Raw genomic sequence first — 19,880 nt, forward strand, 5'->3', positions numbered from 1 at the left:
TGCCCCGGTCTCGGGGCATGAAAAAGGCCCCGCACGAAACCGTGCGGGGCCTTTTTCAGCTCTGCCTATCCGTTACCCGGCAGACCTGGGATGCCCGTCCGGGAACTCGTCGTCGGCGTCTCATCGCCTTCGACGATGAACAGCGTGATCGGCGCGTTCTTCGCGATCTTCGCACCGGCCTGCGGGTTGGTCTTGCTGACCTTGCCCGCGAGGTCCCGGTCACCGTTCTTGTCGGCCTGCGAATCCAGTTTGCCGCTCCACCCCAGCTGCTGCAGCTGACGCGTCGCCTGCTCCTCGGTCATGCCCTGCAGGTTCGGCATGTCGAAGGTCTCCTGGCTGCCGTCCGACACGGACAGCTTGACCACACTGCCGACGGCCAGCTTGCCGCCGTTCGGGGTCTGGTCGATGACCGTGCCCTTGGGCTGTTCGGAGCTCACGTTGGTGACCTGCGGGGTGAACCCGGCCGCCTTCAAGCCGGCTTCGGCCTCGGCCTGCGTCTTGCCCTTGTAGTTCTGGACCGTCTTCAGTTCCTTGGACTTGCCGACCGTGATGTCGACCTTCGAACCCTGGTCGACCTCGGCCTGCGAAGCCGGGTTCTGCGAGATGACCTTGCCGGCCTCGTTGGTGTCTTCGGTTTCTTCCTCGCTGGTCGCACCGAGCTTCAGACCTGCTTCGGTCAGCGCCGCCGTGGCCTCGGCCACGCTCTTGCCCTTGAGGTCCGGCGTCTTGACCTTGCTCGGCTTCGCGCCGACGGTCAGCGTGATCTTGTCCGAGGTGGGCGTCACCTGGCCCTCGGCAGGGCTGATCGCGATGACCTTGTCGATCTGGTTCTCGTCGCAGGCGGGCTGGCCGTTCACGGACTCGCCGGTGCACGTGATCTTCTTGGTGGGCTCGAACGAGTTGAACCCCACCCCGCGGAGCGTGTCCTTCGCCGAAGCCTCGGACTGGCCCGTCACCTTCGGGATCGCCTTGCTCTCCGCGTCGGAGCCGTTGAACGCGTTGGACAGCCACATGATCAGCAGCACCACCGCCGCCAGCGAGACCACCAGACCGGCGATGAGCCAGGCACGGCGCTTCTTCTTCGCGGCCGGGTCTTCGTCTTCGTCCTCGTACTGGTCGTAGCGCTGCGGCACCCGGCGGTCGGAGTCCATGACCTGGGTGCGCTCGTCCTCCGACATCACCATCGGCGCGGACGGCCGCTGGCCGGACAGCGTGCGGACCAGGTCCGAACGCATCTCCGCCGACGACTGGTAGCGGTTCGCCGGGCCCTTCGCGAGGGCCTTGAGTACGACGGCGTCGAGCTCGGGCGCCACGGCCGGGTTCACCGACGACGGCGGGTTCGGGTCTTCCCGGACGTGCTGGTACGCCACCGCCACGGGGGAGTCGCCGGTGAAGGGCGGCTCGCCGGTGATGAGTTCGTACAGCACACAGCCGGCGGCGTAGACGTCGGAACGCGCGTCGACGGACTCACCGCGCGCCTGCTCCGGCGAGAGGTACTGCGCCGTGCCGATCACCGCGGCGGTCTGCGTCATCGCGGACTGCCCGTCGTGCATGGCGCGCGCGATGCCGAAGTCCATCACCTTGACGGCGCCGTTCTTCGTGATCATCACGTTCGCCGGTTTGACGTCGCGGTGCACGATGCCGTGCCGGTGCGAGAAGTCCAGCGCCGCGCAGACGTCGGCCATGACCTCCATCGCCCGCTTCTGCGACATCGGGCCTTCGGTCTTCACGATGTCCCGCAGAGTCCGTCCTTCGACGAACTCCATGACGATGTAGGGCAGCGGGCCGAACTCGGTGTTCGTCTCGCCGGTGTCGTAGACGGCGACGATCGCCGGGTGGTTCAGTGCCGCCGCGTTCTGTGCCTCGCGACGGAAACGTTCTTGGAACTGGGGATCCCGCGCCAGGTCGGCACGCAGGATCTTGATCGCCACCTCCCGGCCCAGGCGCACGTCGTGGCCGTGGTGGACCTCGGACATGCCTCCGTAGCCGAGTGTCTCGCCCAGCTCGTAGCGGTTGCTGAGCAGTCTTGGTGTGCTCATCTCTGCGTGCCGTTCCATTCCGTCCAAGGTTTGCTGCTCATCATTCCTGGATTCGCCTGTCCGGCCGGCTCCTCGGTGCCGCCCTCCGTCGGCACCGCGGGGTACGCGGATGTCGGCGAAGGACCTTCAGACTTCTTACCCGGAGCCGGTGCTTGTTCACTCGTTTCCACGCCGCCCGACTGCGGTCCGTTGCCCGAACCGACCAGTCTCACGATGAGGAAGGCTCCTGCCACCAGTACTGCGATCAGGATCACCGCGAGCAGCACCCACCAACCCCACTGCGTCCGTCTGCCGGGCAGGCGGCGGACCGCCATCGGCGGCGGGCCGGTTACCGGGTGCATCGCGGGATGCGACGCCGGTCCGACCGCCGCCATCGGGTTCTGCGGCGAATGCGGGCCGGGCGGGACCTGCTGCGGCAGCACCGGCTGGCCTGCCGAGTACGCCACGTTGACCAGCCCCGACGGCGTCGGCAGCGGAAGCCCGGCGCGGACCGCGGCCACCGCGGCCGCGAACTCGCCGCCACTGTTGTACCGCTGTCTCGGATCCTTGATCAGGGTCGCCTCGATGACCGCGCGGGTGCCGGGGGGCACGTCCGGCGGCAGCGGCGGCGGGAGGTCGCGGATGTGCATCATCGCGACGGTCACCGCGTTCTCCGAAAGGAACGGCCGGTGCCCGGTGAGGCATTCGTAGCCGCAGACGGCGAGCGAGTAGACGTCGCTCGCCGGTTCGGCGTTGTGCCCGAGCGCCTGTTCGGGGGCGATGTAGTGCGCGGTGCCCATCACCATGCCGGATCTGGTCACCGGTGCGGCGTCGGCGGCCTTGGCGACCCCGAAGTCGGTGATCTTCACCTGCCCGGCCGGGGTGACCATGATGTTGCCCGGTTTGACGTCGCGGTGCACAAGACCCGTTTCGTGCGCGGCCTGCAGCGCGTTACCGGCCTGCTCGAGGATGTCCAAAGTCCGCTCGGCGTTCAGCCGTCCTTCGCGGGTGATGATCGCGGCCAGCGGGTCGCCTTCGACCAGCTCCATCACCAGATACGCGATCGACAGCTCGTCCGCGACCGTCTCGCCGTAGTCGTGCACGGCGGCGATGCCGGGGTGGTTCAGCGACGCCGTCATCCGCGCCTCGGTCCGGAACCGGTGCAGGAACTCGGCGTCGCCGGACAGCTCCGCCTTGAGGATCTTGACCGCGACCGTCCGGTCCAGCCGCGTGTCACTGGCCTGCCAGACCTCGCCCATCCCGCCGACGGCGATCCGGTTCGTCAGCTTGTACCGGTCGGCCAGCAGCTGACCCGAGGACAGCATCCGCTATCCACCCCCGAGCATGGCGTTGACGGCGGCGCGGCCGATCTCCGCGGCCACGGTGCCACCGGTCGCTTCGAGCCCTCGGTTACCCCCGGACTCGACGATCACCGAAACGGCGATCTTCGGGTCCATCGCCGGCGCGAACCCGGTGTACCAGGCGTGCGGCGGGGTGGCCTTCGGGTCGTTGCCGTGCTCGGCGGTGCCGGTCTTGGAGGCGATCTGGATGTCGCCGCGTTTGCCGGCGCCCTTCGTGTTCTCTTCCGACGCCAGCATCATGTCGCGCAGGATCGCGGCGTTCGCGCTGGACATCGCGGCGTCACCGGTCAGTTCGGCCGGGGTGTAGTCCTCGATGGTCGACAGGTTCGGCGCCAGCAGCGACTGCACGAGCTGCGGCTTCATCGCCATCCCGTTGTTCGCGATGGTCGCCGAGAGCAGGGCGTCCTGCAGGGGCGTCAGCCGCACGTCGCGCTGGCCGATGGCGCTCTGGAACAGGGCCGCCTTCGATTCGAGCGGGCCGAGGGACGAGCCGGCGACCCGCATCGGCACGGCCAGGTCCTCGCCGACACCGAAGTTCTTCGCCATCGCGTTCAGCTTGTCCTTGCCGAGTTCGCCCGCGAGTTCGGCGAAGGGCACGTTGCAGGAGTACCGCAGCGCTTCCTTCAGCGTGCTGCCCTTGCAGGCCGCGCCGCCGTAGTTCTCCAGCGTGGTCTGCGTGCCGGGGAGCTTCACGTTGGGCGCGGTGCTGACCGGCATGTCCGCGGTCTTGCCGTCTTCGAGCGCGGCCGCGGTCACCAGCAGCTTGGCCGTCGAACCCGGCGGGTACGTCTCCGAGATCGCGCGGTTCAGCATCGGCTTCTTCGGATCGTCGCGCCACTGCGACCAGGCCGCGACCTGCTCCTTGGTGGTGTGCGAGGCCAGTTTGTTCGGGTCGAACGACGGCGTCGACACCATGGCGAGGATGCGCCCGGTCTTGGGCTCCAACGCGACCACCGCGCCGGTGTAGCCCTTCTGCGTCATCAGGTCGTACGCGGCCTTCTGCACGGCCGGGTTGATCGTCAGCCGCACGTTCCCGCCGCGTGGGTCGCGGCCGGTGACCATGTCCGAAAGGCGCCGCACGAACAGCCGCGGGTCGGAACCGTTGAGGACGTCGTCCTCGGACCGCTCCAGACCGCCGGCGCCGTAGTTGATCGAGTAGTAGCCGGTGACCGGCGCGTACATCGGACCGTCGGCGTAGGTCCGGATGAACTTGTACTTGTCGTTCGACGGGTCGACCTTCGCGAGCGCGGCGCCGTCGGGCGTCACGATCAGCCCGCGCTGGCGGGAGTACTCGTCGTAGAGCACGCGCACATTGCGCGAGTCGGTGCGGTAGTCGTCGGCCTTGACCACCTGGATGTAGGTGGCGTTGGCCATCAAGAGCACCACCATGACGAGCATGGCGACACCCACCTTGCGGAGCGGGGTGTTCACGCGGGGCTCCCCTCACCGGTCGCGGGCGGCCGCTGGACCATCACCGTGTGCGCTTCGGCGAGCGGCGCTTGCGGCTGCTGCGGCTTCGGCCGCACGGCGGGTTTGCGGGCGGCGTCGGAGATTCGGAGCAGGAGGGCCACCAGGATGTAGTTCGCGAGCAGTGAGGAACCACCGCGGGAGAGGAACGGGGCGGTGATGCCGGTGTTCGGGATCAGGTTCGTGACGCCGCCGACGACGACGAAGATCTGCATGACCAGTGCGAACGACAGACCGCCGCCGAGGAGTTTGCCGAAGGTGTCGCGCACGGCGAGTGCGCTGCGCATCCCGCGCATCGCCAGGATCAGGTACAGCATCAGCATCGCGGTGAGGCCGATCAGGCCGAGTTCCTCGCCGATCGCGGTGGTGATGAAGTCCGTCTTGGCCTCGGGGACCATGTCCGGCCGTCCGGCGCCGAGGCCGGTCCCGCCGACGCCGCCCGTGCCGAGCCCGAACAACCCCTGCGCGACCTGGTAGCCGCCGCCGGGGTCGTCGTAGGTGGCCAGCGGGTCGATCCAGTTCCGGACGCGCTGCTGGACGTGTGTGAACAGGTTGTAGGCGATGATCGCGCCGGCGGCGAAGAAACCGACCCCCAGCACGACCCAGATGACCCGCTCGGTGGCGACGTACAGCATCACCAGCGTGACGCCGAAGAACAGCAGCGACGTACCGAGGTCCTTCTCGAACACCAGCACGCCGAGGCAGGCGGCCGCCGCGATGAGGATCGGGCCGAGGTCACGGGCACGCGGCAGCTCGACACCGACGATCCGCTTGCCCGCGACCATGAACAGGTCGCGTTTCGTCACCAGGAACGAGGCGAAGAAGATCATCAGCAGGATCTTCGCGAACTCGCCGGGCTGGATCGAGAAGAACGGCAGCTTGATCCAGACCTTCGCGCCGTTGACCTCGGACAGGCTCGACGGCAGCACCGCGGGCAGCGCGAGCGCCACGATGCCGATCAGACCACAGGTGTAGCCGTAGCGGGTCAGCGTGCGGTGATCGCTGATCACGACCAGCACCACCACGAACAACACCAGCGAGATCGCCGTGAACAACACCTGCTTGGTGACGTCCGGCGTGTACTCCTTACCCTGCTGGATCGCGCGTTCCGCGAGCGCCAGGTCGATCCGGTGGATCATCACCAGGCCGAGCCCGTTCAGCAGCGCGACACACGGCAGGATCACCGGATCCGCGTACGGCGCCCAGCGGCGGACCGCCAGATGCGCCGCCGTCAGCACCCCGAGGTACGACAGGCCGAGCCAGATGATCGAGCTGGTGAGCTCCTGCTCCTGGTTCGCCTCCACCAGCACGAGCGCGACGGTGACGATGAACGTCGCGAACGCCAGAAGGACGAGTTCGGTCCCGCGCCGCTTGGGCAGCTCGCGCGGAGGGTTCGTGGCGAACTGGGCCGAAGCCGGATCGGCGAGCGGCGTGCTCATCAGTTACCGCCCCCTGGTGCTGCCGTGGTCGGCGTCGAGCAGTCCCTCCCCGCTGGCTGGTTCGCCGAACTCGGCGAGGCGGGGGTAGAAGGGGCTGCCGCCGACGACGACACCGGAGGCGACGACGCGGTGGGCGGCGTGGAAGTCGAGCTGGTGGCCTGCTTGCAGTCGGCCAGCTGCTTGTGCGGACGCAGGAAGTCGTCGATGTACTTGCGGGCGTCGTCGAGGTTGTCCTTCTTGACGCCGTTCTTCACCGCGATCCGCGCGTCCTCCTGCAGTGCCGGCACCAGCAGCTTGTCGGTGCACAGGCCGCCCGGCGGGCACGAGCCCTGCTCGTAGGCGTGCAGGTCGATGCCGAGGATGCTGCCAGGGACGCCGCGGTAGATCACGACCTCCTCGCCCGCACCCTCGCCGACGTAGTACTGGCTCAGCACGAAGTACCGCGTGGCGATCGCCGCCGCGGCCAGCACGATCAGGACGACCACTGCTCCCGCCAGCCAGCGAAATCGCCTCCGGCGCTTGACCTTCGGGTCCTCCTGCTGGGGCTGGACCTCCGGCCGCGGCTGCGGCGCGGGCTGGGTCAGCGCGCGGGCGCGGGCGGCGGGGGAGTCGCCCTGATGGAATTCGTCACTGCCGTCACCGGCGGCGCCGCCCACGATGGGCGCGTCCTCACCGAAGTCGACGTCGACGACGTCGGCGATGATCACCGTGACGTTGTCCGTGCCGCCGCCCTTGAGCGCCAGCTCGATCATCCGGTCCGCGCAGGCCTGCGGATCCGGGATCTGGATCGCCTCGGCCAGCGTCTCGTCGCTGACCATGCCGGACAGACCGTCCGAACAGATCAGGTAACGGTCACCGGCGCGGGCCTCGCGCACGGTCAGGCTCGGCTCGACCTCATGGCCGGTGAGCGCCTTCAGCAGCAGCGACCGCTGCGGGTGCACCGCGGCCTCTTCCGGCGTGATCCGGCCCTGTTCGAGAAGTTCGTTGACGAAGCTGTCGTCCCGCGTGATCTGCGAGAACTGCCCGCCGCGCATCAGATACGCGCGCGAGTCGCCGACGTGCACGACACCCATCCGGGAACCGGCGAACAACATGGCGGTGAGCGTGGTGCCCATCCCGTCGAGGTCCGGGTCCTGCTGGACGAGTTCGGCGATCGCGGCATTGCCGTTCTGCATGGCGTCGCGAAGCTGAGCGAGAAGGTCGTCGCTCGGATCGTCGTCGTCGAGTGGGGCGAGGGAGGCGATGACGACCTTGCTGGCCACCTCACCCGCGGCGTGGCCGCCCATGCCGTCGGCGAGGGCGAGCAGGCGGGGACCGGCGTACACGGAGTCCTGGTTGCTGGAACGCACCAGGCCCCGGTCGCTGCGAGCCGCGTAGCGAAGGACGAGAGTCATGGGCGAAGCTCGATCACCGTTTTGCCGATCCGGATGGGGACTCCGAGCGGGACCCGGAGGGGTGCCGTGACCTTAGCCCGGTCGAGGTACGTCCCGTTCGTCGAGCCCAGATCTTCCACGTACCAATCCTCCCCGCGCAGTGCGATCCGGGCGTGCCGGGTCGACGCGTAGTCGTCGTCCAGCACCAGGGTCGAGTCGTCGGCGCGGCCGATCAGGATCGGCCTGCCGTCCAAGGCGATCCTGGTACCTGCCAGCGCACCATGGGTCACGAGCAGCTGCTGCGGCGACTTCCCGCCGCGCGGCTTCTTGTTTTCCTTCTTCTTGCGACCGAACGTCGGGACGGCGACTCGCAGCCCGGAGGCCGCGTACAGATCCGAACGGACGACACGCAACGCGGCGAACACGAAGAGCCAGAGCAGCACGAGAAAGCCCACCCTGGTGAGTTGAACGACCAGCTCTGGCACTTGTTGTGTCCGCTCCCGTTTCTCCTGTACGCCGCGGAGAGCCCGTGCCGTCCGGGATGGTCGGCTCCGGACAGCGCTGCTCTCCGCGTACGACCCGAGGTGCCGATCCACCACAGGTCCCGCACCGCAATTCTGCGATACCCCCTCCGGACGCCGCCGGTCAGCCCTGCGTACGGAACACGAGAGACGAGTGGCCCACGCGGATCACGTCGCCGTCGGCCAGCTGCCAGGTCTGCACCGGGGTGCCGTTGACGGTCGTGCCGTTGGTCGAACCGATGTCCGCGAGCGTCGCGCTCTGGCCGTCCCAGGTGATCTCCAGGTGACGACGCGAGACACCGGTGTCCGGGAGCCGGAAATCGGCGTCCTGCCCACGGCCCACGACGTTCCCGCCCTGCTTCAGCGAGTACGAGCGGTTCGATCCGTCGTCCAGCTGGAGGCTCGCCGCGAGCTGACGGCCGGCCGCGGGCTGGCCACCGTAGCCGCCACCCTGCGCGTACGGATCCGCCGCGGGCTGGCCGTACTGCTGCTGGGCACCGCCGTACTGGTCGTACCCGGGCTGCTGCTGGCCGCCGTACTGGTCGTATCCGGGCTGCTGCGCGGCACCGCCGCCATAGCCCTGGTCGTACCCGGGCTGCTGCTGGCCGCCGTACTGGTCATAACCCGGCTGCTGCGCGGCACCGCCGCCATAGCCCTGGTCGTAACCCGGCTGCTGCTGGCCGCCGTACTGGTCGTAGCCGGGCTGCTGCGCGGCACCGCCGCCGTAGCCCTGGTCGTAGCCGGGCTGCTGCTGGCCGCCGTACTGGTCGTACCCGGGCTGCTGGGCGCCGCCGTAGCCCTGGTCGTAGCCGCCCTGCTGCTGGCCCTGGCCGCCATAACCCTGGTCGTACCCGGGCTGCTGCTGGCCAGCCTGCTGTCCGTAGCCGTACTGGCCCTGCTGGCCGTACGGGTCACCCTGGTCGTATTGGCCGTAGCCGGGGGGCTGGCTCATTGCTGGGTCTCCTGCGTTGCTGGGTCGTGCCGACCGTGACGAACCTTCGGCGCCGTGGGGCTTGACGTCGGGATCGACGGACGAACGGGTCTTGAACTGTCCAGTATGCAGCGCCTCGTTGCGCTCGAGCGAAACTACGACGTCACCATAGGTGTCCCAACCGTGCTCGGCGAGGTGTTCCTTGACCGCCTCCGCCAACACCGAAGTGACCCGACGCTCGTCTCCGGCCATACGTTCGTGATCAGCCTGCCCCAAGGACACGATGTAGTGATTGGGGGCGAGCTGTCGACCTCCGGCCAGCTCACGAACGTTCTCCTCGCTCTCGCGCTCAAGCGCCACCGCCACTTCCTGCGTGACGACGTTGCCACCGAACATGCGCGCGAAGGTATTGCCCACGAGGTTCTCGAGCCGCCTATCAAAGCGCTCAACGCGGCCCACCGGGCAACCTCCTCACACGTGTGCTTCCCCGTCGATCCTATCCGGGTACGGCCAGTCGGACACGGCCCCCGGTGAAACCCGTGAAATCAGCCTGCTACGCTTTGCGAGCTGTCAGAGAACGAAGCACTCGGGCGAGTGGCGGAATGGCAGACGCGCACGGTTCAGGTCCGTGTGTCCGAAAGGACGTGAGGGTTCAACTCCCTCCTCGCCCACTCTTGTTCAGAGGCCCCTTCGCTACGCGACGGGGCCTCTTTCGCGTTGGTCGTCGCTCGTCAGCTCCCGGGGGGCCGAGCCCCCCGGACCCCCACGGTGCGTGCGGCGGCGGTTGGTCTTCTGGTTCGGCCTCGGGCCTGGCGGCCCTGGCCTGGTGATGGAGAAGAAAAAAGACCCGGCGGGGCCGGGTCTTGGTGGTGCGGTGCGGGGTGTGGGTCAGTTCACGCCGATCAGGTCGACGACGAAGATCAGGGTCTCGTTCGGCTTGATGACGCCGCCGGCGCCGCGTTCCCCGTAGGCGAGGTGTGGCGGGATCGTCAGCTTGCGACGGCCGCCCACCTTCATACCGGCGACACCCTGATCCCAGCCGGGGATGACCTGACCGGCGCCGAGGCCGAAGCGGAGAGGCTCACCGCGATCCCACGAGGCGTCGAACTGGTCGCCGGTCGAGTGCGAGACGCCGACGTAGTGCACCGAAACGGTGTCGCCGGCCTTCGCCTCCTGGCCCTCGCCGACGGTGATGTCGGACTTCTCCAGGTCGGACGGCGCGGGGCCCTCCGGGCGGTCGATCTGGGGCTTCTCCAAAGACATGCTCAGGAAGATACATCCGCTGGTCCGGGGTCCGCAGGTCGAGTGTTCCGCCGAACGGTGGCAAGAACGCGAAAAGTCTTCACAAATTCGGATACCCGTGGGTAGTGTGCGCCTCGTCACTCTCCGACGACGGAGGTCTTTCATGCGACGAGGCATACGGGTCTTGACGACGCTGGCGGGACTGACGCTGGTGGCGGGCACCGTTCCGGCAGTGCAGGCGAACGCGGCGGAGGCACCACAGAACTCCGTGGTCGCGGCGGCGCTCGACGACTACTGCGGCGGCCAGTGCGCCGACATCCTGCCGCCCGGCACCAAGGGGAACGCGACGCTCGCCGAGATCCTGGCGCACAAGGCGTTCGGCACCCGCCCCGCGCATTCGGCCGATCAGCTCGGCAAATACGCCTCGCTCGCCGACGGCTACCGGACGCTGACCACGGACAAGATCAACCAGTTCTTCAACGACGCCTCCTTCGGCGTCCAGTCCGGTCAGGTCGAGAGCACGATCAAACCGCGTTCGGACGTGACGATCACCCGAGACAAGGCGACCGGCGTTCCCCGCGTCGTCGGCACCACGCGGCCGGGCACGATGTACGGCGCCGGGTACGCCGCCGCGCAGGACCGGCTGTGGCTGATGGACATCATGCGCCGCGTCGGCCGCGGCCAGCTGACCTCGTTCGCCGGTGGTGCCCAGGGCAACCGGGAACTCGAGCAGAGTTTCTTCTCGTCAGCGCCGTACACCGAACAGGAACTGCAGAAGCAGATCGACAACGCCGCGGTCAGTGGCCCGCGTGGCGCGCAGGGCAAGGCCGACGCCGAGGCCTACGTCCAAGGCGTCAACAAGTACATCGCCGACGCGCACGGCGGCCGCTACTTCCCCGGCGAGTACGTGCTCACCGGGCACGTCGACGCGATCACGAACGCCGGGACCATCGAACCGTTCAAGCTCACCGACCTCGTCGTCCTGGCCGCCGTCGTCGGGGCGCAGTTCGGCGCGGGCGGTGGCGGGGAGGTGCAGAACGCCATCGCGAAAATGGCGATGCAGGAGAAGTACGGTCTCGAGCAGGGCGACAAGGTCTGGAAGAGCCTCCGGTCCGAGGACGACCCCGAGACCGTGAAGACCCTCCACAATGGACAGACTTTCGACTACGGCAAGGCGCCGTCGAATCCGCAGGGCGCCGCGATGCCGGACAAGGGTTCGGTCACCGGGCAGCAGCTGGTCTTCGACCCGACCGGTTCCGCCGGGACGGCGACGCCCGCCAAGGTGGACGTTCCCGCGCCCGAGGACCAGAAGGCCGTCCGCGGCATCTTCGACGACGGCGTCCTGCCCGGCAACCTGCTGTCGGAGAAGCACGGCATGTCCAACGCGCTGGTGGTCTCCGGCGCCAAGACCGCGAGCGGTCACCCGGTCGCGGTCTTCGGCCCGCAGGCCGGCTACTTCGCGCCGCAATTGCTGATGCTGCAAGAACTCCAGGGCCCGGGCATCAGCGCCCGCGGTGCCTCGTTCGCGGGCATCAGCATGTACGTGCTGCTCGGCCGCGGCAAGGACTACTCGTGGAGCGCGACCTCGGCGTCACAGGACATCACCGACACCTACGCCGTCGAACTGTGCGAGCAGAACGGGTCCGCGCCGACGAAGAACTCGAACTTCTACCGGTTCCGCGGCCAGTGCCTGCCGTTCGAGATCGTCGAGCGCAAGAACGCCTGGAAGCCCACCGTCGCCGACGGGACGGCGGAGGGTTCGTACACGCTGCGCAGCTTCCGCACCAAGTACGGGCCGGTGACGAGCCGGGCGCTGGTCGGCGGCAAACCGGTCGCGTACGCGTCGCTGCGGTCGACCTTCCAGCACGAGATCGACACGATCATCGGCTTCCAGAAGTTCAACGATCCGGACGCGATCAAGTCCGCGCAGGACTTCCAGGCCGCGGCGGCCGACGTGAACCAGACCTACAACTGGTTCTACGCCGACTCACGCGACGTCGCGTACTTCAACTCCGGCTCGAACCCGGTCCGCAATCCGAACGTCGACCCGGCCATGCCGGTGCGGGGCGACGCCGGATTCGACTGGCAGGGCTGGAATCCCGACGGAAACCTCGCGAACTACACGCCGTCGTCGCAACATCCGCAGTCGATCAACCAGGACTACTACATCAGCTGGAACAACGCGCAGACCAACGGTTACGCGGCCAGCGGCGCGGACAAGAGTTCCGTGCACCGCGGTGACCTGATCGACGCGCGGGTCAAGAAGATGATCTCCAGCGGCACCAGGGTGACACGCGTGAACCTCACGCAGGCCATGGAGGAGGCGGCGCTGGCCGACCTCCGCGCGGAGAAGGTGCTGCCGGAACTGTTCAAGGTGATCGACAAGGCGCCGGTGACCGGTCCGGCCGCGGACGCGGTGGCGAAGCTGAAGACCTGGCTCGCGGCGGGCGGCCTGCGTTCGGAGACCGCGCCCGGCAGCAAGGCGTACGCGAACGCCGACGCGATCCGCATCATGGACGCCTGGTGGCCGCTGCTGGTCAACGCCCAGTTCAAACCCGGTATGGGTGACGCCACCTACGCCGCGATGGTCGGTGTGCTGAAGATCAACGAGTCGCCTTCGGGCTGGCAGAACGAGGTCCCCGGCAAGCACGTGGGCCAGGGACACGCGGGGTCGTCGTACCAGGCGGGCTGGTGGGGCTATGTGCACAAGGACATCCGTTCGGTCCTCGGGCAGAACGTGGCAGGCCCGCTGGCCGTGAAGTACTGCGGTGGCGGCGACGTGAACACCTGCCGTCAGGTGCTGCTCGACTCGCTGACGCAGGCGGCCGCGCAGCCTGCCAACACCGTCTATCCCGGCGACGGCGACTGCGCCGCGGGCGACCAGTGGTGTGCCGACACGATCATCCACCGCGCGCTCGGCGGCATCACGCAGGACAAGATGAGCACCCAGAACCGGCCGACGTTCCAGCAGGTCGTGGAGTTCCCGGCGAAACGCGGCGACAACATCGCCAACCTCGCCACCGGCCGCTCGGTGAGCGCGACCAGCCACGAAACGGGCTGGTACAACTCGCCGCCGTCCAACGCCATCGACGTCGACCCCTCGACGCGCTGGGCGAGCGACTGGAGCGACAACCAGTCGATCACCGTCGACCTCGGTTCGGTGCGGCGAGTTTCCCGGGTCGTCCTGCACTGGGAATCCGCGTACGGCAAGGCGTACCAGGTGCAGGTCTCGGCCGACGGGACGAACTGGCGCGACGTGGCGTCCATAGTGGACGGAAACGGCGGGCAGGACAACGTCGCCTTCGAAGCCGTGGACGCCCGGCATGTCCGGATGGCCGGCGTCCAGCGCGGCACGAAGTACGGCTATTCCCTCTACGAATTCGAGGTGTACGCCCACTAAGGCCGCGCGGCCTGCAGCCCGCCTTGATGGATCACTTCGAGGCGGGCCAGGTCGTCGGACGTGAGTCGCAGCGCTCCGGAGGCGACGTTGTCGGCGAGATGGCCGAGGTCGCCCGTACCCGGGATGACCAGCACATGCGGTCCCCGCCCCAGCGCCCACGCCAGCCGGATCTGCGCCGGCGTCGCCTGGTGCGCGCGGGCGATCGCGAGCACTTCGTCCTGCTCGGCGCCGCTGGGACCGGCCTCGCGTCCGGCTCCGGCGATGGCGAAGAACGGGACGAACGCCACTCCCTGCTCGCCACAGACACGCACGAGCCGATCCTGTTCGGGACGGTGGCCGAGGCCGTAGGAGTTCTGCACGCACACCACCGGCGCGATCGCCTGTGCCTTGGCGAGCTGCTCGGCATCGACGTTGGAAACGCCGAGGTGACGGATCAGACCGGCGTCGCGTAGTTCGGCCAGCGCGCCGAAGTGGTCGGCGATCGCGCTCTGCCCGGACAGCCGCAGGTTCACCAGGTCGAGGTGATCGCGGCCGAGCTGACGCAGATTCTCCTCGACCTCGCCCCGCAGCTGCTCGGGAGTGGCCTCGGGCAGCCACTCACCGGACGGATCCCGGCGCGGCCCGACCTTCGTGGCGATCACCAGATCGTCCGCGTACGGCGACAGCGCCGAGTTGATCAGCTCGTTGGCCGACCGTCGTGAGGAGAAGTAGAACGCCGCGGTGTCGACGTGGTTGACGCCCAGCTCCACCGCGCGGCGCAGTACCTTGATCGCCTGGTCGCGGTCGCCCGGCGTGGCGTCGGGCGCGAACGCCTGGCCTCGCTGGGGCAAGCGCATCGCGCCGAACCCGATCCGGTTGACCGTCAGCCCCCCGAGGGTCCAGGTTCCCGCATCCGCCGCGTCGATCGTCCCAGAAGTCATGGGCGGAGTTTGTCACGTGGTGATCATCGCGGGACGGTTTACGGTGAAAGGGTGGACACGAACGACTGGTCACCCCGCACCCTCGCCGTCGCCGCCGGACGTCCGGAGGGCCCTGGCGAACCGCTGAACGTGCCGATCGTCGCGGCGAGCACCTTCGACGCCGGCGCCGATCGCGCGTATTCGAGGGAAGACGGCACGCCGACCTGGGAGGCCCTCGAAGCCGCGATCGGCGCGCTCGAAGGCGGGCACGCCACCGCGTTCGCCTCGGGGATCGCGACGCTCAGCGCCGTCGTCGACCCCCTGCCGGTCGGCGCGAAGGTCTGCGTCCCGACGTTCTCCTACGCGGGGTCTCGTGGCCTGCTCGCCCACGCGCAGCGCACCGGCCGCCTGGTGGTGACCGAGATCGCGCCGGACGACACGGCCGCCTGGGTCGCGGCCGCGGACGCCGACCTACTCTGGCTCGAATCGCCGACCAACCCGACGCTCGACGTCATCGACATCGAGACGATCGCCGCCGCCGCGACCGGCCTGGTCGCCGTCGACAACACGTTCGCCACCCCGCTCGGGCAGCGGCCGCTGGACCTCGGCGCCGACATCGTCGTGCACAGCGCGACGAAACTCATCGGCGGCCACAGCGACCTGCTGCTCGGCCTGACCATCGCGGCCGACGAAGGCGTCGCGAAGGACTTGCGCGACGCGCGCACCAGGTTGGGTGCGACCCCGGGCGCGCTCGAAGCTTGGCTGGCCCTGCGCGGGCTGCGGACCCTGCCGGTCCGCCTCGCCGAGCAGACCCGCACGGCCGCACTGCTGGCGGCACGGCTGGTCGACCACCCCGCGATCACCCGGGTGCGTTATCCCGGCACCGGCACGATGATCGCGTTCGAACTCCCCGACGCGGAGACCGCGGACAAGGTGATCGGGTCGCTGCGGCTGATCCGCGCGGCCACCAGCCTCGGCGGGGTGGAGAGCCTGGTCGAGCGCCGCGCCTGGCTGGCAGGCGACGCCCACGTGCCCGCCGGGCTCGTCCGGTTCAGCGTCGGGCTCGAAGACCCGGAAGATCTCTGGACGGATCTGGCCTCGGCACTGGGCCAGGGCACTGCTTAGCAAAGGTGGCGTGGTCGGTACAGCTGGTCGTGAGTGGCGATTCGGGTTCTAACCCGAATCGCCACTCACGACCCCCTCGCGCCTGCCCGCCACCAGCCTCACCCACGAACACGCCACGTTGCCTCACCCTTCACTAACCTGAGCGCGTGGAGGAGACGAAACCGCCAAGGCGGCTCGGTCAATTGCTGTGGGGCCTGTTCTGGCTCCTGGTGCTCGGCTTCCTCGCGATCGTCGCGGCGGGGTTACTGGCCGACTTCGCGGCGTCGCCCTGCCCGAGTGACGGGATCTGGGCGTGTGACGCCGAAAACCGGACCTTCGCCACCTTCCTGCCCGCGATCGGGTTCGGCGTCGGACTCCTGATCGCGGTGGTGGGCGGCGGCCGGGCCGTGCGGAACCGGACGTCGCCGAAGCCCTGGCTGTTCTTCGCGGGACTCCTCGGTGCGGTCTCCCTCGCCGTGGCCCTGTTCCTGGTGTTCTGATCGTGACCTTCGGGTTGCCGGGCACCGGCATTCATTCCGGAATGGACAGTTCTTCACGGACGGCTGGTCCGAACGCGTGAACGCATCGGTGGCAAAGTCACTGTACGAGGTGGGATTTCGCAGAAGAACCGGCATTTTCGCGACGTGGGACGGACGGCGAAAAAATACTTCCGCAACGCAACCGATTCGGCCCTACGGGTGTTAACATTCCTTCGTCGCGGCGAGGCTTTCCCTTTGCCGAGCGGCTTTCGGGCCCTTGTATCGAGCAGGGACATTCCCGCGTTACCGGTTTTCCCAGTGGCTCTTGTCACCGCCTATCCACTACGGCTCACCTGCACTTTTCCGGCAGGATCACGCTGTCACCCGAACGTGGGATTCCGCTCGGGTGGTCGCAGGGTGGGGGTCACCGTGCGTTGCGATGTTCCACTGGGAGATCACTTTGAAGAAGACGTTGGGCCGCCTCGCGGGCGCGGTGCTGGCCGGCGCCGTCATCTCGCTGGCCGTGACGCCGGTCGCGATGGCGCAGACCGAAACGACGACCACGCCTCCCGCGCCGACGAGCGACGCGCCCACCACGGCGCCCTCGCCTTCGTGGTCCGGCGGCCAGGTCAGCTCGGGCCCCGAGTGGTCGGGCGGCAAGGTCACGACGGTTCCGCCGACGTCCGAGAGCAGCAGCACTCCGACCTCGACCAGCGGCAAGCCGACCTCGTCCTCGCCGGCCTCCACCTCGGAGAAGCCGACCACCACCACCCCGCCGAAGCCGGTGCTGAACGTCGGCGCCGGTTACGTCGAGGGTGACGGCGTCGGCGCGCTGGCCATCCTCTGCGGCTCGGAGCCCACCGGCGTCACCGCGCCGGACTTCACCATCACCGACTCGTTCCAGGACGGCGGCGACGCCTACCTGTGGATCTACATCATCGAGGCCAAGCCCGGTTTCAAGGGCAACTCGAGCACCTTCACCTGGACCTGCGACGGCAAGCCGGGCAAGGGCGACATCGAGTTCGAGGAGACGATCGGCGGCGGCGCGACCGCGCCGGGCACCGACAAGCCGAAGAAGCAGGTCAAGCTGAAGCCGAAGGGCGGCATCGAGACCGGTTTCGGCGCCACCGCGGCCTGATCCGATGAAGATCCTGACCCAGGGCGGCCGCTTGGTCGCGGCCGCCCTTGTCCTCTCTCTCGCGCTGACCGGCTGCGGCACGGACGAACCCGCCCTGCCCGCCGCACAGGCGGCGGCGGAATCGACACCGCCGGTCGTCAAACCGTTCAACGGGACTCGCCCGACGAACGTGCGGATCCCCAAGATCGGCGCGGAATCGAGCCTGGTCACGGTCGCGATCGGCAAGGACGGCAAGATGTCCGTCCCGTCGGCGAAGACACCGATGCAGGCCGCTTGGTATCGGCTTTCCCCGGTGCCCGGCGACGTCGGCCCGTCGATCCTGCTCGGCCACGTCGACGGCAACAAGCAGCCGGGCATCTTCTACAAGCTCAAGGACGTCAACCCGGGTGACGAGGTGCTCGTCGACCGCAGCGACGGCAAGAGCCTGAAGTTCGTGGTCGAGAAGAAGGACCAGGTCCCCAAGGACCAGTTCCCCGAGGAAGCGGTCTACGGCAACACGGACAAGCCGCAGCTGCGGCTGATCACCTGTGGCGGTGTCTTCGACAAGGAAGAGCACAGCTACAAGGACAACGTGATCGTCTACGCGAATCTCGTCGCCTGACGAGCGCCATAAAAGGACCTTTCCTTGCAAATTTGGCAAGGAAAGGTCCTTTCATTGCATCGGGAGGACGTGCTCAGCCCACCCCTGCGCCCGGGAACGGGAACCCGGCGGGAGCGGCCGCTTCGGTGTCGACCCACTTCCGCATCCCCGCGTCGCAGGCCGCGTAACCCCAGTTGATCAGCCGCTCCTGCAGCACTTCCGGCAGCTTCGTCAGGCGCGTCGGCGTCTCCGCCAGCTTGTGCGTGAGATCCACCGGCGTCCTCAGCGAATCCTTGAGCTCGAAGTTCTCGAGGTCGACGTAGGACCCCCAGTAGGCGCCGGCGAAATCCTTCTCCACATACGACTTGAGCAGCGCGCCGCGCCGCAGTTCGCGCACCTGGTTGTCGATCACGTCGAGGACGCGCAGCAGCTGCCTGCCCCAATCGCGGTTGACCTTCCGCGTGACCTTCATCCGCTTGCCCGCGTCGCTGACCAGCACCGTCGCGTGCCCTTCGACCGGGTCCAGGCCGAGGTTGTCGTACACGCCGGCGTCACTCAGCACGATCTTGCGCTTCCGGTCGTCCGAATGCGGGTCTTGGATCACGACGGGCGAAAGCATCGGCGGGAACGCCGAAGAAGCGGCCACCGCGGTCGCGAGCGGGATGTTCCCGTGCGGCCCGTTCTGCCGGAAGAACCACCACTGCGCACCGTCCTGGAGGTTCGTCGCGGTGAAGACGAACTGCGGACCGTCGGGGTCGATGTCCTTGAGACAGCAGTCGCCGAACAGGTGCTTCGCGTACACCCGCGCGAGTTCCTCACCGGCGCTCCGCCAGGGGATCGCCATGGCCAGCAAGGTGACCGGGATGTCGAGCCGGGTGCGCGCGAGGTTCCGCACCGGCGCGACGACCTCGTCGTAGAAGTTGTTCGCGGCACCGTTTTCGAACTTCAGATCCGACCACGCGTGCGCGAGCACGCCCGCGGCGATCGAGCCGCCCGAGACGCTCGAGAACGTCGAGATCTTCGACAGCCAGCCGAGTTCGTTGAGCCGCCACAGGGCGCCGGTGTGGAACAGCATCGCGCGGTAGCCGCCGCCGGACAGCGCGAGACCGACACCCTGGCGGGCTGTTGAAGGCTCGTTGACATCCCCCACCTGAGCGAGTGTAGAGGCGGTCAGGCAAGCAGTGGCCGCAAGAGGCGACGTTGCTCTTCGGGGACGTACTCGGCGTAGTTGTCGTACAGCGCCTGCTTCGCCAGCCTTGACGCGCGCTTCCCGTCCGAGTCCCTGATCGCTCCCAGCACTTCCTCGTGATGTGCCAGCCAGTTGCGCATCAACGCCGTCCGGTCGTCGGCGTGCTCCAGTTTGTCTTCGATGAGCTCCAGCACGACGCCGCGGACGACCTCACCGCTGATCACCAGCAGCGGATTCCCGGTCGCGCGGGCGATGGCCTCGTGGAACGCGACGTCCGCGTGACTGAACTCGGCGAAACCCTCCGTGACGCCCGCGCGCATCGCCTCCAGTGCCGCGTCCAGTTCGGCGAGATGGTCTTCGGTCCTGAGCTGCGCGGCGAGCAGATGTGCGGAACCGTCGAGGACCATGCGGAACTGCAACAGCTCGGAAAGGCCGATGGGGTCGGCGCGCGGGAGCCGGTGCATCGACCGGTGCAACGCGGCGGGGGAGGCGGCCAGGACCTCGGGCCCGCGCGGGTCGCCCGGGCGTGAGCGGATCATCTCCGCCGCCTGCAGCACACGCAGCGCCTCCCGCACGGTCGAGCGGCCGACGTCGAACTGCACCATCAGCTCGCGTTCGCTCGGCAACCGGTCGCCGGGTTTGATCCGGCCGCTGAAAACGGCTTTCTCGATCTGTTCGACGACACGCTGGTACGCGCGGACAGGGGCGACCGGCTCGAATTCCATCTTGACCCTGCCGT

The 19,880-nt window shown here is 68.3% G+C and carries 16 protein-coding genes and 1 tRNA gene; 6 read left to right on the forward strand and 11 right to left on the reverse strand.

What is annotated here, in order from left to right; genetic code table 11:
• Window positions 1-65: 65 nt before the first annotated feature.
• The 7 genes from pknB to DL991_RS05615 form a co-directional block, all read right to left on the reverse strand.
• Window positions 66-2,039, reverse strand: coding sequence for a Stk1 family PASTA domain-containing Ser/Thr kinase (gene pknB, locus DL991_RS05585; protein WP_125781619.1), 1,974 nt, complete (start codon window positions 2,037-2,039; stop codon window positions 66-68).
• Window positions 2,036-3,343, reverse strand: a complete 1,308-nt coding sequence (locus DL991_RS05590; RefSeq protein WP_125781621.1) for a protein kinase — start codon at window positions 3,341-3,343, stop codon at window positions 2,036-2,038. The genes pknB and DL991_RS05590 overlap by 4 nt, the downstream gene beginning before the upstream one ends.
• A gap of 3 nt (window positions 3,344-3,346) precedes the next feature.
• A complete protein-coding gene (locus DL991_RS05595; RefSeq protein ID WP_125781623.1) occupies window positions 3,347-4,810 on the reverse strand; it encodes a penicillin-binding protein 2 in 1,464 nt (487 codons plus the stop codon).
• On the reverse strand, window positions 4,807-6,285 hold the full coding sequence (locus DL991_RS05600; protein WP_125781625.1) for an FtsW/RodA/SpoVE family cell cycle protein: 1,479 nt from the start codon (window positions 6,283-6,285) through the stop codon (window positions 4,807-4,809). The genes DL991_RS05595 and DL991_RS05600 overlap by 4 nt, the downstream gene beginning before the upstream one ends.
• Complete coding sequence (locus DL991_RS05605) at window positions 6,285-7,679, reverse strand: PP2C family serine/threonine-protein phosphatase (protein WP_125781627.1); 1,395 nt, start codon at window positions 7,677-7,679, stop codon at window positions 6,285-6,287. The genes DL991_RS05600 and DL991_RS05605 overlap by 1 nt, the downstream gene beginning before the upstream one ends.
• Entirely contained in the window at window positions 7,676-8,143 is a 468-nt protein-coding gene (locus DL991_RS05610; protein ID WP_007030429.1) for an FHA domain-containing protein, read from the reverse strand. Before DL991_RS05610 ends, DL991_RS05605 begins: the two co-directional genes overlap by 4 nt.
• Before the next feature lie 160 nt (window positions 8,144-8,303).
• A complete protein-coding gene (locus tag DL991_RS05615; protein ID WP_125781629.1) occupies window positions 8,304-9,569 on the reverse strand; it encodes an FhaA domain-containing protein in 1,266 nt (421 codons plus the stop codon).
• 129 nt (window positions 9,570-9,698) lie between these two features.
• Here DL991_RS05615 and DL991_RS05620 point away from each other — a divergent pair.
• Window positions 9,699-9,781 (forward strand) — tRNA-Leu (locus tag DL991_RS05620).
• A gap of 217 nt (window positions 9,782-9,998) precedes the next feature.
• Here the strand turns inward: DL991_RS05620 and DL991_RS05625 are convergent.
• Window positions 9,999-10,373, reverse strand: a complete 375-nt coding sequence (locus tag DL991_RS05625; RefSeq protein ID WP_125781631.1) for an FKBP-type peptidyl-prolyl cis-trans isomerase — start codon at window positions 10,371-10,373, stop codon at window positions 9,999-10,001.
• 142 nt (window positions 10,374-10,515) lie between these two features.
• Between DL991_RS05625 and DL991_RS05630 the strand changes: the two genes are divergently transcribed.
• The gene (locus tag DL991_RS05630) at window positions 10,516-13,752 is read left to right on the forward strand and encodes a penicillin acylase family protein (protein WP_233598682.1); all 3,237 of its coding nucleotides are present in this window, start codon (window positions 10,516-10,518) and stop codon (window positions 13,750-13,752) included.
• Here DL991_RS05630 and DL991_RS05635 read toward each other — a convergent pair.
• Window positions 13,749-14,672 (reverse strand): oxidoreductase, encoded by a 924-nt coding sequence (locus DL991_RS05635; protein WP_125781633.1) that lies wholly within the window; start codon window positions 14,670-14,672, stop codon window positions 13,749-13,751. The two genes, DL991_RS05630 and DL991_RS05635, sit on opposite strands and share 4 nt — an antisense overlap.
• Before the next feature lie 51 nt (window positions 14,673-14,723).
• Between DL991_RS05635 and DL991_RS05640 the strand changes: the two genes are divergently transcribed.
• The 4 genes from DL991_RS05640 to DL991_RS05655 all read left to right on the forward strand — a co-directional run bounded on the left by DL991_RS05640 (window position 14,724) and on the right by DL991_RS05655 (window position 17,973).
• Entirely contained in the window at window positions 14,724-15,776 is a 1,053-nt protein-coding gene (locus tag DL991_RS05640; RefSeq protein WP_125781635.1) for a PLP-dependent aspartate aminotransferase family protein, read from the forward strand.
• A 146-nt stretch (window positions 15,777-15,922) separates the two neighbouring features.
• Window positions 15,923-16,255 carry a hypothetical protein gene (locus DL991_RS05645; protein ID WP_125781637.1) on the forward strand — a complete coding sequence of 111 codons (333 nt, stop codon included), beginning with the start codon at window positions 15,923-15,925 and terminating at the stop codon, window positions 16,253-16,255.
• A 439-nt stretch (window positions 16,256-16,694) separates the two neighbouring features.
• Entirely contained in the window at window positions 16,695-17,372 is a 678-nt protein-coding gene (locus DL991_RS05650; RefSeq protein ID WP_125781639.1) for a hypothetical protein, read from the forward strand.
• 4 nt (window positions 17,373-17,376) lie between these two features.
• The gene (locus DL991_RS05655; RefSeq protein ID WP_125781640.1) at window positions 17,377-17,973 is read left to right on the forward strand and encodes a class F sortase; all 597 of its coding nucleotides are present in this window, start codon (window positions 17,377-17,379) and stop codon (window positions 17,971-17,973) included.
• Between the two features lie 73 nt (window positions 17,974-18,046).
• On the opposite strand, the gene DL991_RS05660 is transcribed toward DL991_RS05655, so the two are convergent.
• Window positions 18,047-19,102: a patatin-like phospholipase family protein gene (locus DL991_RS05660; RefSeq protein ID WP_255433235.1), complete on the reverse strand. Its 1,056-nt coding sequence runs from the start codon at window positions 19,100-19,102 to the stop codon at window positions 18,047-18,049.
• Between the two features lie 20 nt (window positions 19,103-19,122).
• Window positions 19,123-19,866: a FadR/GntR family transcriptional regulator gene (locus tag DL991_RS05665; protein WP_125781641.1), complete on the reverse strand. Its 744-nt coding sequence runs from the start codon at window positions 19,864-19,866 to the stop codon at window positions 19,123-19,125.
• Window positions 19,867-19,880: the final 14 nt, after the last annotated feature.

Origin of the sequence: Amycolatopsis sp. WAC 01375 (genome assembly GCF_003947325.1) — a bacterium.
Classification (GTDB): Bacteria; Actinomycetota; Actinomycetes; order Mycobacteriales; family Pseudonocardiaceae; genus Amycolatopsis.